Source organism: Amycolatopsis sp. Hca4, from assembly GCF_013364075.1.
GTDB lineage: Bacteria > Actinomycetota > Actinomycetes > Mycobacteriales > Pseudonocardiaceae > Amycolatopsis.
Window position 1 is genome coordinate 7,066,632 of the sequence record NZ_CP054925.1, and the last position, 14,304, is coordinate 7,080,935.

Here is a 14,304-nt window from a genome sequence, read left to right on the forward strand (position 1 = left end):
TCTGTCCCTTAGGTGGTGTCCCCGATGGTGGGCCGCACGACCTTTTCGCCATCGGGCCCGCGCTCGGTCTTGAGGTCGAAGACATCTTCGTCGACGGCGTACTTGTTCTTGTGCTCTTTGTCGTCGTCTTTCTTCTTACCGGCGGCGCCAGGGGCACTGGCCGCGTTGCCCCCCTTGCCTTTCGCGGCGGCGGCTGCGGTTGCGCCGCGTTCGAGGCGTTCGCCGGGTTTGCTGCCGGTCCTGGCGCCTTCGCCTTCCTTGGGGGCTGAGCCGGTGCTGCTGCCTGCGTTGCCGGACACGCGTGACCCGGCGAACCCGGTGCCGGCGCGGCCGGAGCCGATGCCCTTGCCGCGGGTGATGTCGCCACCGGATGTGCCACCCGCGCCGGTGGTCCCGGGCATGGCGAGGCCGTCGGGGGTGACACGCCCGAAGGTGCCGGCGGCGGGGGCGGAGCGGAAGTTGGTGTTGCCGCTGAAGGTGCCGGTCCCGCTGCTGGTGCCCGGGGGGACGTAGCCGGGCGGGTTGGGGCCGGGTCCGGGACCGCCTGGGCTGCCCGGTCCTGGTCCTCCGGGGACGAAGGTGCCGGTCGTGCCGCCGGGGCCGCTTCCGGTTCCGCCGCCGATGGCGGGGGTGCCGGTGAAGCCGGCGCTGCTGGTGCCGTGGAACCCGCTGGCGGAGGTGGAGTCCCCCTGCCCGAGCTGGGGAGGAGGGGTGTAGGTGGGCTGGGTGCTGGCGGTCTCGTGGTAGGTGGAGTCGAGGTCTTGGAGGACCTGAACGGCCTGCTGATGAGCGGCATCAGCCTGCTGCTGCTTGGCGGCGACGTTGTTCATGGTCTGCGTCGCCCCGGCGACGTCACCGGCCAGGTACTGCTTGGTCGCCTTGTCGATTTCGGTCTGCTGGTTGAACCCGGTGGGTTCGGGCATGTTCTTCTGAGCATGATCAGCAGCGGCGGCTTGCTGCGAGTACCGGTTGGAGCTGAGCTGGGCGGCGTTGGCGGTATCACTCGTGTAGGTGGCGGTGTTCTGGAAGAAGCTGTGCGCCTGCGCGGCACCGGAGCCCTGCCACTGGATTTCACTGGAGTTGACGGCGTCGGTCGCGGCGTTGGAGACGTCGGCCAGCCAGTTGCCGATCCGGTTGGCCAGCCGTCCCCGGTCGTCGAGGTCCTTCGGGTCCATGTTGTCGTGGACCATGTTGTACAGGTCCTCGTGCGTGCTGGCCGGGTAGTTCTGGCCGGGTGCGGGCGCGTCGCCGCGGGTCGCCTGGTTGTGCAGGAGCACCTTGCCCTGCTCGACCGAGTACTGGGCCGCCTGGTTCTGGGTCTGCGGTACGACGCCCTCGCGAGCGTCGCCCTGGTCTTCGGCGCCGAAGTGGTGCACGTTCTGCTGGAGCTTTTGCTGCGTCTCGGCGTAGAAGTCGCCTTCGTACTGCCGGTGTCCAGCGTGCTCTTGAGCCATCGTCACTCGCTCCCGCGCAGCTTGGCGAAGGTCTGGGCGTGGGCGTCCTCGGTCTCGCGATAGTTCTTGCGAGCGATCGCCAGTGCTTCTTTGACCTGCTGGAACCCCTTGATGAGCAGCTCGAGGTTCGGCACGAGTGACTGCTCGTCGCCGGCCGCGACCTTCACGTTGAACTGAGCCACCTGCTCGGCGTACTCGCTCGAGCCCATCCGGGGTTTCCAGGCGAGGACCTCGAGCTCGTACTCGATTCCGCGGTAACCGTCGATGAACTCGTCGCAGACCTTCGTGTACTTGTCGAGCCCGGCCTGGTTGATGGCGAACCCGCCGTCCATGGCCAGTTTTTTCAGCCCTGCGGCACCCTCGTTGAGGCGCTTCGCGCCTTCCGGGTCGGCCGGGGTGTTGAGGAGGCCGGAAAGGAAGTTCGACCCTGCGTCGCCGGAGGCCGGTGCGGCGATCGGCTGGTCACTGAAACTCGCGCCCGAGCTCACGTCAGGTTCCCCTCCCATCGAACAACACTCTGGGTGCCCACGACCTACTGTAGTAGTGACCGGCGGCCGGCGGCAGGGGCGACAGCCGGACGTAGGTCACTCGTGGGCTGCGGCTCAGGTGTTCGGGGGGAGCAGTTTCTCGACCTTCACCGCGATGGCGGTGACCCGGTCGCAGGCCTGTTCGGTCGTGTCGTTGCCGGAGACCGAAACGAGCGCGCGGGAATTCGGCTTGACCTCGATGGAGATCGTGCACTGGCCCGCCGCGCCGATCGAACCGCGTTCGATGATCGCGTTCCGGGCGCCGACGTGACCGCGCGAAGCCTTCGACGGGTCGGGGATGCCCTGGTCGTACCCGGTGTTGTCCTGGAGGGCAACGCCGACGTTGGCGTCACCCGGCTTGTTCGAAGCGCAGCTTCGTTCCCGGTCCACGGTGCCGGGAGCCGCCGCCGGGAACCCCTCGCCCGCCATGACCTGGTCGATGATCGTGCAGGGGCTCAGGCCCGTGAACGGGTTGTCACCGGTGCCGCTCGGCTTGGTCGGCGAGGCGCTGCCCGAAGGCGTGTTCGCAGCCTGCGGCGTACCCCCCACCTTGCTGTCACAGGCGCTCAACACGAGCACCAAAGTCGCCGAAGTGAGGACGGCTCGGAGGACAACTGCTCGGGTCACGCTCTGCACACTACGGGTAGATCACGCACTCGTGCGAGGACGCGCGTCACCGGTGGGTCGTCTCCGCGATGCGCTCGTGCAGCCACCCTCTCAGGTGTCCCCCGTCCGAGGGGACGAACCTGAGCCGGGACTCGCCGCCGGACAGTGGGTCCGTGAACGTCAGGTAGCGGCCGCCGTCCGTGTCCACGAAATTCACCGTTCCCACCGGGCGGAGATTGCCCTGGCCCAAGCGGGTCGACAGCTCGAACGTGCCGTGGCGGTGGGGGGCCCACTGCGCGTAGTCGCGCAGTGCTTCGGGGTCCGGTGGCCGGTTCGGGCCCACCGTTGTCGTGGCCGGGGCCACCGGTAGCGGTGCGTAGCCGGGGAGGATGCCGATCAGGGCGTCGACCAGGTGGTCGGGGCGGATCCGGACGAAGTTGATCCCCTCCGGCACCAGCTCCGAGTACACGCCGAGGCCGTGGCCGATCGTGGCTCGGTAGAACACCTGGCGGTTCTCCGTCAGCTCCGCCGCTCGGACGATGATCAGGACCTCCGGCCGGGTCCACGCCCGCAGCGTCTGCTCGACCTCGATGTCCAGCTTGTCCGGCCCCGCCAGGCCGCGGGCTCGCAGCGTCTCCCACGCCTCCGCCAGGATCTGCTCGTGCTCCACCAGCGTGTGGCCCGGGCTGCGGATCTCGAACGGCTCCCAGTGCGCCGGGAGACCCGTGCGCCGGACCGCGGCGGTCACCTCCGGCAAGCCCAGCGCGAATTCCTCCGGCACGGGTCCGAGCGTAGCGGAACCCGTCAGATGTCCAGCTGACGAACGCCCGTCTCCGGCAACGCCACCCGGCCGGCCGTCGCCCGTCCGCGCAGGTGGACGATCTCGTGCGGCTGTAACCCGATTGCCACTCCGAACGCCTCCACGTCCGGGAAGCCGCCCTGCTGGCGGCGCAGCTCCAGCGCCGTCGTCACCCGGTCTGGCGTGAGGCCCGGCAGGCGAGCCAAGTCGGCCGCCGACGCCGTGTTGACGTCGACCAACGCCACCGGCGGCGCAGGAGGAGGTGCCAAAGCAAGAGGAGGCGCCAAAGCGGGAGAAGACGCCGGCACATAAGCCTCGAGCACGTCGTTCTGCCGCAGATCCCGCGTCCCCAGCCCCACCGTGAACACCCGCGACCCCGCCGTGGACCGCACCGCGACCCCGTCCCGCGCCAGCGAAAGCACCGGCAACCCCGCCGCGATGACCGTGCTGCGCTCGTTGAACGTCGTCCCGATCGGGCGCAGCACCCGGACCCGCACCCCCACCGTGAACGCCGCGCTGCGCCCCTCCGGCACCTCGACCGCCGCCACCAGGGCGCCGGGGCCGAGGTCGGTGACGCCGTGGACCACCGCCGTCCCGTCGCGGTGCTCCACGAAGCCCGGCGTGGGGAACGCCGTCAGCACGTCCCCGGCCATCGGCGGCGCGTCGCACTGGAAGCCCAGCAGCACCGTCGCCACCTGGCCCGCCGGCAGCTCCTCGAGCGGCCCGGCCGGCCCGAACAGCCCGAGCACCCGCATCGGCTGGCCACCCTGCGCCGACGCGCACAGCGCCCCGAAGCGCAGGACGCCCTCCCGGACGTGCACCTGCGCGCGGAACCCGGTCAGCTGGTCGAACGCCGGCGCCACCACCGACACCGCCGCCTCCGGCCGGCTCAGGTCCGGTCCGACCGTGTCGTCGGTGTACAGCTCCAGCGAGTCGCCGTTGCCGAGGTCGCGCCGGCCGACCGCGACGAACACGTCCTTGAGGAACCCCGCGTCCGTCACCGGCTCGACGTCGCTGGAAAAGAACTTCTTCCGCACCACGATCCCGAGGCGCAGGTCGTCCTCGACGACCCGGCCGCCCCGCAGCAGCCGCGCGCGGGCGCCGCGGGTCGCGCGGCCCGCGCTGACCTGGCCGCCGGGCAGCTCGCCGAGGCCGGGGACGGTGACCGAGTCGTGGATCGCCTTGCCGAACTCGATCAGCCCGACCCTGGTCTCGGTCACGACGTGGCGGCCAGCGTGACGCTGATCGACTGGTCGGCGTTGACCCGCTCCGATTCGACGCGCATACCGGCTTGCGCGGCCCGGTCCTTCAGCCGGGCCAGCACCGCGCGCTGCACTTCGGCCGCGTACGCCTCGTCGACCGACAGCACCAGCCGCGCAGCCTCGGCCTCGGTGAGACCCGGCCCGTCGACGTGCGCCACCTGGACGCCCTCGGCGCCGTAACCGAACGCGATCCGCCGCCCCTCCCAGGCGGCGAAGACGGACGTGCCGTCGTCGGTGACCTGGGCACGCAGCCCGACGAGCGCCCGGGACAGCAGGTCGCGGTGACGCATCCGGGTCCGCACGGTGACGACCCCCGGCCGCGCCTGCGCGTGCGCGGCGACCGTGGCCGCGTCGAGCTGGGCCAGCGCCTCACTGCGCAGCTTGAGCGTGACACTCATCGGCGTTCCCCTTCGAGCAGCGCTTCGAGGACTTCGGTGGTGGCGAACCCGTTCAGCTCGATCGCGCCGTCGGTCGCGATCGTCAGCTCCAGGCGGTTCGGGGTGGCGAAGATCGACTCGTCGTAGCGGCCGGTCAGGAAGTGGAACCGCTGGTTCGCCGAGCCCACCCACGGCCGGGACGGCTCCGGCCGGTCCGCCAGAAAGGGCCCGTCCACCAGCAGGTCCGTCGCAGCCAGCAGCTCGGACGGCGGCAGCTCCTCCAGGACGTGCCCGGTGAACGTCATCACCGACAGCCCCGCCGAGCGCACCGCGGAAGCGAAGCGCCCCAGTGGTTCCGCCTGGTCGAACGGCTCACCGCCGAGCAGGGTGACGCCTTCGATCCCGGAGACGGCGAGCACGCGTGACGCCAAGTCCGGCCACGACAAGGAAAACCCGCCGCGGGTCGTCCACGTCTGCGGGTTGAAGCACCCCGGGCAGCGCACCGAACACCCCTGCGTCCACACGGCACACCGCAGGCCCGGGCCTTCGGCCGCGGTGACGTCGACGACCCGGTGCAGGTTCAGGAGTTCCATTGCGACTGCTGCTGCGAAGCGGTGTCTTCCACGGAGGCGGAAGTGCGCCGGTAGTCCTCGGTGAACTCCGACGTCTCGGTCTCCGCGCCGAGCAGGTCCTCCAGCAGCGGGATGTAGTCGAGGCACTTCGAGCCGGTCACGCCGTGGGTTTCGGCGCTGATCGAGCCGTCCTTGCCGATGGTCACGGTCACGCGGTGCGTCATACGTCGATCGTCCTCCCGCCCGATGAAGCCGGTGGCGGCGGCGCGACCGGCTCCGAACCCGATGAGGTGTCGGTGGCGGCCACGGCCCTGGTCTCCGCCCAGTTCCGGATGGCCAGGATCTCGTCGGCCTGGGTGACCGACAGCGGCACGGTCGACTTGACCGCCCGCACCAGGTCGTCCCGGCGCAGTGGCCGCTTCTCGGCGAACGCGTCCACGAGCCCGGACAGCACGGCCTGCTCGATCTCGGCGCCGCTGTAGCCCGCGCTGACGTCGGCGAGCTCGGCGAACAGCCCGTCGTCCAGCCGCAGTTCGCTGCCCACGAACGGATCGGTGACGCGCTTGGCCAGGTGGATCCGCCAGATCGCGGCGCGCTCGGGCGCCGAGGGCAGGTCGACGAAGAAGATCTCGTCGAACCGGCCCTTGCGCAGGAACTCCGGCGGCAGCGAGCCGACCTGGTTCGCCGTCGCCATCACGAACACCGGCGCCGACTTCTCCTGCATCCAGGACAGGAACGTGCCGAAGACGCGCCGCGCGGTGCCGCCGTCGCCCCCGCCGCCGGCCCCCGCGAGCCCCTTTTCGATCTCGTCGACCCACAGCACGCAGGGGGCGATGCCCTCGGCGGTGCGGATGACCGTGCGGATGTTCTTCTCGCTCGATCCGACCAGCCCGGCGAAGACGCGCCCGAGGTCCAGCCGCAGCAACGGCAGCCGCCACATGTTCGCGACGCACACCGCGGACAGGCTCTTGCCGCAGCCGGGGACGCCGGTGAGCAGCAGGCCCTTCGGCGCCGCGAGGTTGTACGCCGAGGCCGCGGGCGTCCAGGTGCCGGTGCGCTTGGTCAGCCACCGCTTGAGCCGGTCGAGGCCGCCGACGGCGTCGAAGCTCGTCTCGGCCGGCACGATGTCGAGCATCCCGGAGCGCCGGACGGCCTGGCGCTTCTCGGCCAGGATCAGCTCCAGGTCGCTCGGGTCGAGCCCGCCGCCCTCGACCAGCGCCCTGGCGAACGCGTTTTCGGCCTCCGGCAGCGTCAGCCCGCGCGCGGCGGCGACGATCATGTCCCGGTCGTCCCGGTCGATGCTGATCCGGACGTTCTGCCGGTGCGCGGCGACCATGCTGTCCAGCAGTTCGCCGATCTGGCGCTGGTCGGGCAGCGGGAAGTCGACGACGGTCGCGTCGTGCTCGAGCTCCGGCGGCACGGGCAGCGACGGCGAAACGAGGATCACGCTCAGCGGCACCGGCCGGGTCTTGAACGCGGCGGCGAGCTCCCTCAGCCGGCGCACGACGTCGGGATCGGGCCGGTGCCCGCCCTCGGAGACCAGCGACGGGTGCAGGTCGGCGAAGACGAAGACGGCGGGTTCACCCCAGCCGTAGACGCGTTCGAGGGCGGCCGCCGCGGTGCGCGTCTCGGTGATCGGCGGGCCGCCCGCGGGGGCCAGCCCGGTGGTGGACGACCAGACGTACACGCGCCGCGGCGTCCGCAGCCGGTGGGCGTCCTCGGCGACCGCGCGGATCTCCCGCAGCACCCGCTGCTCTTCGTGCGTCTCGACGACGAGCAGCGGGTAGCGCGCCTGCAGCAACTGGGTCAGCTCGTCGCGGAACCCGGCCATCGATCGCCCCCTCGAAGTCCGTTCGGACACTACCAGCGGTCAACGGCCGGGATGGCGCCTGCAGTGACTGGTGGTGCCCGAAACAACGCGTCGATTCAGTGCCACTGATAAGGTAAAGCACTGGATTTGCTTGGGATAGGGGGACGATGACCGAGGAAGAACGCGCACGCTTGTTGTCCGAGCTGGAACAGCTTTTGATGCGCGCCGGGCTCGGATTCGTCGTGGCGCAGGAGCGCGTCATCGCAGCTGAAGGTGCCTCATTGACGCCGAAGGACCTTCAAGCGCGCGATCACCCTTTCGGAGGCCGTCGTTACTCATCAGGTGGTTCTGCGGCCCGGACGGGCACGCTGTGGGAGGACACGGACTCGCCAGTCGTCGGTAAGGAGCGGCTGAATACGGGAGATGTCGTTGTCGCTCCGTTGGATGTCGACGCTCGGCTCGCGCTACTGCTCGACCTGACGGAGGTCGCGACCGCCGGCACAGTGGCGATGGAACAGTTCGTGTTGCGCGAGCTGCGGGGGGCCTCCGGTGCCGAGCGGCTCGTGTTCGAAGACCCGCCGGAGGCGGAACTGCGCGGCCAGGTTCGAGAGCCGTGGGCGCTTTCGGTTGAGGACGTCGATGCGGAGGACGGGGCACGCAAGGTGGCAGGCGCGGTGGACGCACTGCGCGTGCTGGCAGGGACGCGGCGGGGAGAATGGCTGGCGCCGCTGGAAATCAACGAAGACGGCTTTTCTTGGTCGGTGAGCGATCGATGACGAATCTGGGCGAGCGGCCAGACGATGACACGCCCCAGGAATTGCTCAACCGGCTGGAGGCACAACTCCCGGCAGCGTTGCCATCCGTCCTGCGGGTCGGTGGTACCGATCCGACGGCCGGCAATGACCTGTACGAAGCGTTTCTTTTCGCCCTGGTGCTTCGGGCCGCACGCGGAGAGCACTACCAGGTCAGCTTCAGCCGTCGCTCGGGCGAGTCACCCGACACATTCAGGCTGCGCCGCAGTCCCGGACGATTGATCAGCGGCGATTTCACACACGCGGTGTTGACCTTGCCGGGGACGGCCAAGAGCCCGCTCGAGGTGCACACCGGCGTCGCCGTCGTCGGCACGAGCAAAGTGGCGCACGAAGCGGACGTATTGGTGATACCGGCGGAAGCGGCGTCGAGGTGTCGTTCGCTGGGCATCGATCCTCCCAGCCACCACGCCGTGCTGGTCGTGGAGGGCAAGTACTACACAACACCGTTGTCGCTGGGGATGGGACGGCAGTTCGTCGGCTTGGACGCCGACCTGTCCCGTAAGAGCGTCAATATCATGGCGGCGACGGTCGTCAGCCAATCGGTGTCCCACCTCCTGACGGGTCGCAGCAGGCTATACGAGTTCGGAGTGTTGCCCGGCCGCAAGGCGGAGCACGACCTCAAGGAGCGATTCGCCATCGCTCTTCGTGACTATCGGCACAAGCGATAGCGTGCTGGAGTGAGTCACCCAGGGTGTTCGCATTGACTCCCTCCCGCCATACGGTGGCTGACCAGGCACCTGGTTCCTAGACTCGGCGCTAGTCACCGCCGACTTCAGGAGGCACCATGCCTGACGCGCCCGCCCTGCCGAGCTACGCCTCGGGGACCTCGGAGGTCCCGCTGCTCGGCGACACCATCGGCGACAACTTCGACCGGACGGTGGCCGCGTTCGCCGACCGGGACGCCCTGGTCGACCGGGCCGCCGGGAAGCGGTGGACCTACCGGGAGCTGGCCGCCGAGGTGTCCGCGCTGGCGCTGGGGCTGGTCGCGCGGGGCATCGGCAAGGGCGACCGGGTCGGCATCTGGTCGCCGAACCGCGCGGAGTGGACGTTCCTGCAGTACGCGACGGCGAAGATCGGCGCGATCCTGGTCAACATCAACCCCGCCTACCGCGCGCACGAGCTCGCGTACGTCCTCAACCAGGCCGGGATCCGGCTGCTGGTGGCGTCCGACAAGTTCAAGACGTCCGACTACCCCGCGATGGCCGAGGAGGTGCGCGAGAAGTGCGCGGCGCTCGAACAGGTCGTGATCCTCGGCGGCGGGGACTGGGACGCGCTGCTGGCGGCCGGCCGCGGCGGTGACCCGGCGCAGCTGGCGCACCTGCAGGCCGGGCTGTCGGCCGACGACCCGATCAACATCCAGTACACGTCCGGGACGACGGGCTTCCCCAAGGGCGCCACGCTGTCCCACCACAACATCCTCAACAACGGCTACTTCGTCGGTGAACTGTGCAACTACACCGAAGAAGACAAGGTGTGCATCCCGGTGCCCTTCTACCACTGCTTCGGCATGGTGATGGGCAACCTGGCCTGCACCAGCCACGGCGCCTGCATGGTCATCCCGGCACCCGCGTTCGACCCGAAAGCCACCCTCGAAGCGGTCGCGGCCGAGCGGTGCACGTCGCTCTACGGCGTGCCGACGATGTTCATCGCCGAGCTCAACCACCCGGACTTCGGCGAGTTCGACCTGTCGTCGCTGCGCACCGGGATCATGGCGGGCTCGCCGTGCCCGGTCGAGGTGATGAAGCAGGTCATCGACCGGATGGGGATGGCCGAAGTGTCCATTTGCTACGGCATGACGGAGACGTCCCCGGTGTCGACGCAGACCCGGTCCGACGACTCGATCGAGCGCCGCGTGTCGACGGTCGGGCGGGTCGGGCCGCACCTGGAGGTGAAGGTCGTCGACCCGGAAACCGGCCTGACTGTCCCGCGCGGCGAGCCGGGCGAGCTGTGCACGCGCGGGTATTCGGTGATGCTGGGGTACTGGGAGCAGCCGGACAAGACGGCGGAGGCGATCGACGCGGCCCGCTGGATGCACACGGGAGACCTGGCGGTGATGGACGCCGACGGCTACGTCAACATCACCGGCCGCATCAAGGACATGGTCATCCGCGGCGGCGAAAACCTGTACCCGCGCGAGATCGAGGAGTTCCTCTACACGCACCCGGACATCCTGGACGCGCAGGTGATCGGCGTCCCGGACGAGAAGTACGGCGAAGAGCTGATGGCGTGGATCCGGATGCGCGAAGGCGCTTCGCCGTTGGACGCGGAAAAGGTGCGCGAGTTCTGCAGCGGGAAGCTGGCGCACTACAAGATCCCGCGGTACGTCCACGTCGTCGAGGAGTTCCCGATGACGGTGACGGGGAAGGTGCGCAAGGTCGAAATGCGCGAGAAGTCGATCAGCTTGCTGGGGTTGGAGAAAGCGGCTTCGGCGAAGCACGCCTAAACCGCTGAGGACGGCCGGGCGTTGTCCCTTCGCGATTCCGCGAAGGGAGGTGTCCGATGATCATTCTCAGCTGGGACTGGTGAACGCGGCTAAACCGGCCGGGGTGGCCAGGCGTTGTCCCGGCGCGGCGGAGGGGGCGCTTCCGGACGGGAGCGACGGGAACCGCCGCGGGAGGGGGAGTCGTGCTGTCCAGCCTGAAGAAACCGCTCACCGTGGGGACGCTGCTCGCGGCGGCCGCGCTGGGCCTGCCGGGGGTCGCGACCGCGGCCACGGTGGGCCCGGTCGACCTCGGCACCTTGCCGGGCGACGCGTTCAGCACGGTGAACGCGATCAACGCCGACGGCACCATGGTCGGCGAGTCGCTTCCGCAGGACGTGCGCATGCGGTTCCACCCGGTGAAGTGGGACAGCCAGGGCCGGATCGGCGCCCTGCCGACGCTGGGCGGCGAACAGGGACGGCCGGTCGCCGTCAACGACCACGGGGTGGCCGTGGGCTGGGCCCAGGACGCGCAGGGTGAGACACGCGCGGTCCGCTGGGCCCCGGACGGCACGGTCACCGCGCTGCCGTGGACCGGGTCGTCCGACGCGGCCGTGATCAGCCGGACCGGCGTGGTCGCCGGTGGCGGCAGCACCCCGCAGAGCACGTACGTCGCGCTGCGCTGGGCCCCGGACGGCTCGGTCACCCAGCTGGCGTCGCTGCCCGGCGGCGGGCAGGCCGTCGTCACCGGGATCACCGCCGACGGCTCGCTGATCAGCGGCGAAGCCTGGGACGCCGCCGGCAACCAGCACGCGGTCCGCTGGAGCGCCACCGGCGCGGTCACCGATCTCTCGCCGGCCAACCAGGGCAACCCGGGCGCCACGGCGGCCGCGATCAACGACTTCGGGGTGATCGCCGGGACCGTCACCGAGGCCGGCCAGCACGTCCCGGTGGCCTGGAAGCGGGACGGCAGGCAGGTGCGGCTCGACTGGCCGGCGCCGCCGGCCTCCGCCACGCCGCGCGCGATCAACCGGGCCGGGGTGGTCGTCGGCAGCGGGGAGGCCGAATTCGCCCAGTCCCGCGCGGTTCGCTGGTCCGCGAGCGGGGTGACCGTGCTGCAGGGCGCCCGGCGGTCCGAGGCGGTGGCGATCAACGACTCGGGCACGGCGGTCGGCAACGTCGAATCGGTGGCGGCCCGGTGGGCGGCCGACGGCACCGAGACGATCCTCGGCGCCCTGCCCGGCGGTGACTACAGCTGGGCGACCGGGATCGCCCGCGACGGGACGATCATCGGCCGGTCCGACCTGCCCTACGGCTGGCACGCCGTCTACTGGCCGGCGAGCTGACGGGCTTCGCCGCCGGGGCGGTGCGCGTCCTCAGCCCACCGCCGCGGCGGCTTCCGCGATCGCCTTCGCGTCTTCTTCGCCGAACGTCTCCTCCAGCTGCTCCGGCGAGTAGTCGACGTCGATTTGCTCCACCGGCATCCCGCGCGCCGACTCGATCGCGCCCAGCCGCCGCTGCGCCCGGTCCGCCGCGTACTGGATGATCTCCTGGGGGTCGTTGTCGAACGGCAGTTCCTCGAACTGGTCCTGCACCCACTGGATCATGTTGAGCGCATGCGGCAGCAGCTCGCCCATCCGCTGCTGCACCGCGTCCCACAGCGAGTCGTCCGCGGCGACGTGGCGGCGGCAGGTGAACGTGCCCCAGGCCATGTGGCGGCGCTCGTCGTCGCCGATGCGGCGGACCAGTTCCTGCATGCCCGGCAGGATGTCGTGCTGGGTGCAGATCAGCTGCCACGAGTAGTAGCCGGTCAGCGCGAGGCTGCCCTCGATGACGTGGTTGTAGGTGACGCTCGCGCGGATCTGGTTGAGCGGGCTGGGATCGTCCTCCAGCGCCCGCAGCGACTGCGGCAGCTCTTCGTAGAAAAGCTTGCGGTAGTGCGGGTTCTCGGCGACGAACGGGTGCAGGTCCTGGGTCAGCCCGACCGCGTCCATCCAGCGCCGGAACACCTCCGTGTGCTTGGCCTCCTCGAAGCAGAACTGCGTCAGGTACATCTCGTCGCCGAACCGGCCGGTCGCCGACATCGCCCGCATGAACGGCTGGATGTCCTCGGTGACCGCCTCTTCGCCGGCGATGAACTGCGCCACGAGGTAGGTCGTGCTGCGCTGCTGCTCGGGGTTGAGCGTGTCCCAGCCTTCGCGTTCGCGGCTGAAGTCGATGTCGGCCGGGTTCCAGAACTTCTTGTTGCCCTTGACGAACAGCCGCAGCGGGAACGAGTCCCAGTTCAGCCCGCCCTTGCGCAGTGAGGAAAAGCCGGAGCGGAGTTCGGGGAGCGTGTCGGTCATCGTTTCACTCCGAGAGGGTTCAGTGGACGAATCGGCGGATGGCGGGTTCCAGCACCGCGGTGACGGCGTCGGCCGCCTCGGCCGCCGAGTGCGTGGACAGCACCAGGTGCGACAGGGAAAGCCGGACGACGGTCTCCGCGAGCAGGGCCGCGGCCTCGGCGGAGAGCCCGGGCTCGAACTCGCGGTACTGCTCGGCGGCGAGGTCCGCGGCCGCGGTGAGGATCGGCTCGCCGCGGCTCGTGAGCAGCGGCAGCAGGTCCTCGCCCGCTTCGGTGCCGAGCGCCGCCGCGACCAGGCGGTTCTCCCGCGCGTGCTCGATCGTGTAGACGACGGCGTGGTGGATGCCCGCCAGGAGCCCGTCCGCCGTTTCGAACCGCTGCCGGATCCCGTCGAGGAACTCCGACGCGGTGCGCAGCGCCACCGCCTGGGTCAGCGCCGCCTTGTTCCCGAACTCGTTGTAGACCGTCTGCCTGCTCACCCCGGCTTTCGCGGCGACGTCGGCCATCCGCAGGCCCGCGTGGCCGCGGTCCGGCAGCAGGTCGGCGGCCGCGTCGAGCAGCGCCTCCCGCAGGGACGCCTTCGTCCGCTCGGTGAAGCTGGTCACACCCTCACCTTGACACAGATGGCGTCACTGTCAAGGCGCTGGACATGATCGGCTTACGTGTAAAACCGTCGGTGGTGGCGGCTAACGTGTCGGTTGTGGGCATCACCGTGGGGTTCGACCTCGACATGACACTGATCGACGCCCGGCCGGGCATGGCCGCGGCGATGAACGCGCTGGGCGTCGAATCCGGCCTGCCGCTGGACGGCGAGGCGTTCGCGGCCAACCTCGGGCCGCCGCTGGACGACATCCTGCGCGGCTTCGAAGCGCCCGAGGAGCGCATCCCGGGGCTGGTCGACCGGTTCCGCGCGATGTACCCGGAAGTGGTCGTGCCGAGCGCGGTCGCGCTGCCGGGCGCGGTCGAGTCGCTGCGCGCGGTCCGGGCCGCGGGCGGGCGCACGCTGGTCGTCACCGGGAAGTACGGGGCCAACGCGCAGCTGCACGTGGACGCGCTCGGCCTGGAGGTCGACGAAGTCGTCGGCGAACTGTGGTCGACGCAGAAGGCCGAAGCGCTGCTGGCCCACGACGCCCGGGTGTATGTCGGAGATCACGCCGGTGACATCCGGGGTGCGCTGGCGGCCGGGGCGATCCCGGTCGGCGTCACCACCGGGCCGTGCGATCGCACGCTCCTGCTGAGCGAAGGAGCGGAGGTGGTGTTCGAGTCGCTGACGGAGTTCCCGGCGTGGTTCGAGAAGACGTTCGCGACGGTGCCTTAATCCA

At 70.2% G+C, this 14,304-nt stretch carries 16 protein-coding genes; 5 read left to right on the plus strand and 11 right to left on the minus strand.

The annotated features are described in order from the left end of the window. Positions 1 to 8: 8 nt before the first annotated feature. From HUT10_RS31845 to HUT10_RS31885, 9 genes are all read right to left on the minus strand, one after another. Positions 9 to 1,454, minus strand: coding sequence for a hypothetical protein (locus HUT10_RS31845; RefSeq protein WP_176174572.1), 1,446 nt, complete (start codon positions 1,452 to 1,454; stop codon positions 9 to 11). A gap of 2 nt (positions 1,455 to 1,456) precedes the next feature. Further along, positions 1,457 to 1,960: a hypothetical protein gene (locus HUT10_RS31850; RefSeq protein ID WP_176174573.1), complete on the minus strand. Its 504-nt coding sequence runs from the start codon at positions 1,958 to 1,960 to the stop codon at positions 1,457 to 1,459. A gap of 96 nt (positions 1,961 to 2,056) precedes the next feature. Next, positions 2,057 to 2,608, minus strand: coding sequence for a DUF3558 family protein (locus tag HUT10_RS31855; RefSeq protein ID WP_176174574.1), 552 nt, complete (start codon positions 2,606 to 2,608; stop codon positions 2,057 to 2,059). Between the two features lie 46 nt (positions 2,609 to 2,654). Then, positions 2,655 to 3,368 (minus strand): ESX secretion-associated protein EspG, encoded by a 714-nt coding sequence (locus tag HUT10_RS31860; protein WP_176174575.1) that lies wholly within the window; start codon positions 3,366 to 3,368, stop codon positions 2,655 to 2,657. A gap of 23 nt (positions 3,369 to 3,391) precedes the next feature. Continuing rightward, a complete protein-coding gene (locus tag HUT10_RS31865) occupies positions 3,392 to 4,606 on the minus strand; it encodes a helix-hairpin-helix domain-containing protein (RefSeq protein WP_176174576.1) in 1,215 nt (404 codons plus the stop codon). Continuing rightward, positions 4,603 to 5,046: a hypothetical protein gene (locus tag HUT10_RS31870; RefSeq protein ID WP_176174577.1), complete on the minus strand. Its 444-nt coding sequence runs from the start codon at positions 5,044 to 5,046 to the stop codon at positions 4,603 to 4,605. Before HUT10_RS31870 ends, HUT10_RS31865 begins: the two co-directional genes overlap by 4 nt. Continuing rightward, the gene (locus HUT10_RS31875; protein WP_176174578.1) at positions 5,043 to 5,618 is read right to left on the minus strand and encodes a 4Fe-4S single cluster domain-containing protein; all 576 of its coding nucleotides are present in this window, start codon (positions 5,616 to 5,618) and stop codon (positions 5,043 to 5,045) included. The genes HUT10_RS31870 and HUT10_RS31875 overlap by 4 nt, the downstream gene beginning before the upstream one ends. Continuing rightward, on the minus strand, positions 5,606 to 5,821 hold the full coding sequence (locus tag HUT10_RS31880) for a DUF2997 domain-containing protein (RefSeq protein ID WP_176174579.1): 216 nt from the start codon (positions 5,819 to 5,821) through the stop codon (positions 5,606 to 5,608). Before HUT10_RS31880 ends, HUT10_RS31875 begins: the two co-directional genes overlap by 13 nt. Further along, positions 5,818 to 7,428 carry an AAA family ATPase gene (locus HUT10_RS31885; protein WP_176174580.1) on the minus strand — a complete coding sequence of 537 codons (1,611 nt, stop codon included), beginning with the start codon at positions 7,426 to 7,428 and terminating at the stop codon, positions 5,818 to 5,820. The genes HUT10_RS31880 and HUT10_RS31885 overlap by 4 nt, the downstream gene beginning before the upstream one ends. Positions 7,429 to 7,574: 146 nt before the next feature. Here HUT10_RS31885 and HUT10_RS31890 point away from each other — a divergent pair, with 146 nt between their 5' ends. The 4 genes from HUT10_RS31890 to HUT10_RS31905 all read left to right on the plus strand — a co-directional run bounded on the left by HUT10_RS31890 (position 7,575) and on the right by HUT10_RS31905 (position 11,984). Then, positions 7,575 to 8,183, plus strand: a complete 609-nt coding sequence (locus tag HUT10_RS31890; RefSeq protein WP_176174581.1) for a hypothetical protein — start codon at positions 7,575 to 7,577, stop codon at positions 8,181 to 8,183. After that, positions 8,180 to 8,887, plus strand: coding sequence for a hypothetical protein (locus tag HUT10_RS31895; RefSeq protein WP_176174582.1), 708 nt, complete (start codon positions 8,180 to 8,182; stop codon positions 8,885 to 8,887). Before HUT10_RS31890 ends, HUT10_RS31895 begins: the two co-directional genes overlap by 4 nt. Positions 8,888 to 9,003: 116 nt before the next feature. After that, positions 9,004 to 10,662 carry an AMP-binding protein gene (locus tag HUT10_RS31900; RefSeq protein ID WP_176174583.1) on the plus strand — a complete coding sequence of 553 codons (1,659 nt, stop codon included), beginning with the start codon at positions 9,004 to 9,006 and terminating at the stop codon, positions 10,660 to 10,662. Between the two features lie 182 nt (positions 10,663 to 10,844). Next, positions 10,845 to 11,984 (plus strand): hypothetical protein, encoded by a 1,140-nt coding sequence (locus tag HUT10_RS31905; RefSeq protein ID WP_176174584.1) that lies wholly within the window; start codon positions 10,845 to 10,847, stop codon positions 11,982 to 11,984. 30 nt (positions 11,985 to 12,014) lie between these two features. Here the strand turns inward: HUT10_RS31905 and HUT10_RS31910 are convergent, their stop codons facing one another. Beyond that, a complete protein-coding gene (locus HUT10_RS31910; RefSeq protein ID WP_176174585.1) occupies positions 12,015 to 12,983 on the minus strand; it encodes a R2-like ligand-binding oxidase in 969 nt (322 codons plus the stop codon). 19 nt (positions 12,984 to 13,002) lie between these two features. Further along, on the minus strand, positions 13,003 to 13,587 hold the full coding sequence (locus HUT10_RS31915; RefSeq protein ID WP_176174586.1) for a TetR/AcrR family transcriptional regulator: 585 nt from the start codon (positions 13,585 to 13,587) through the stop codon (positions 13,003 to 13,005). Between the two features lie 95 nt (positions 13,588 to 13,682). Here HUT10_RS31915 and HUT10_RS31920 point away from each other — a divergent pair, with 95 nt between their 5' ends. Continuing rightward, positions 13,683 to 14,300, plus strand: a complete 618-nt coding sequence (locus HUT10_RS31920; RefSeq protein ID WP_176174587.1) for an HAD family hydrolase — start codon at positions 13,683 to 13,685, stop codon at positions 14,298 to 14,300. Positions 14,301 to 14,304: the final 4 nt, after the last annotated feature.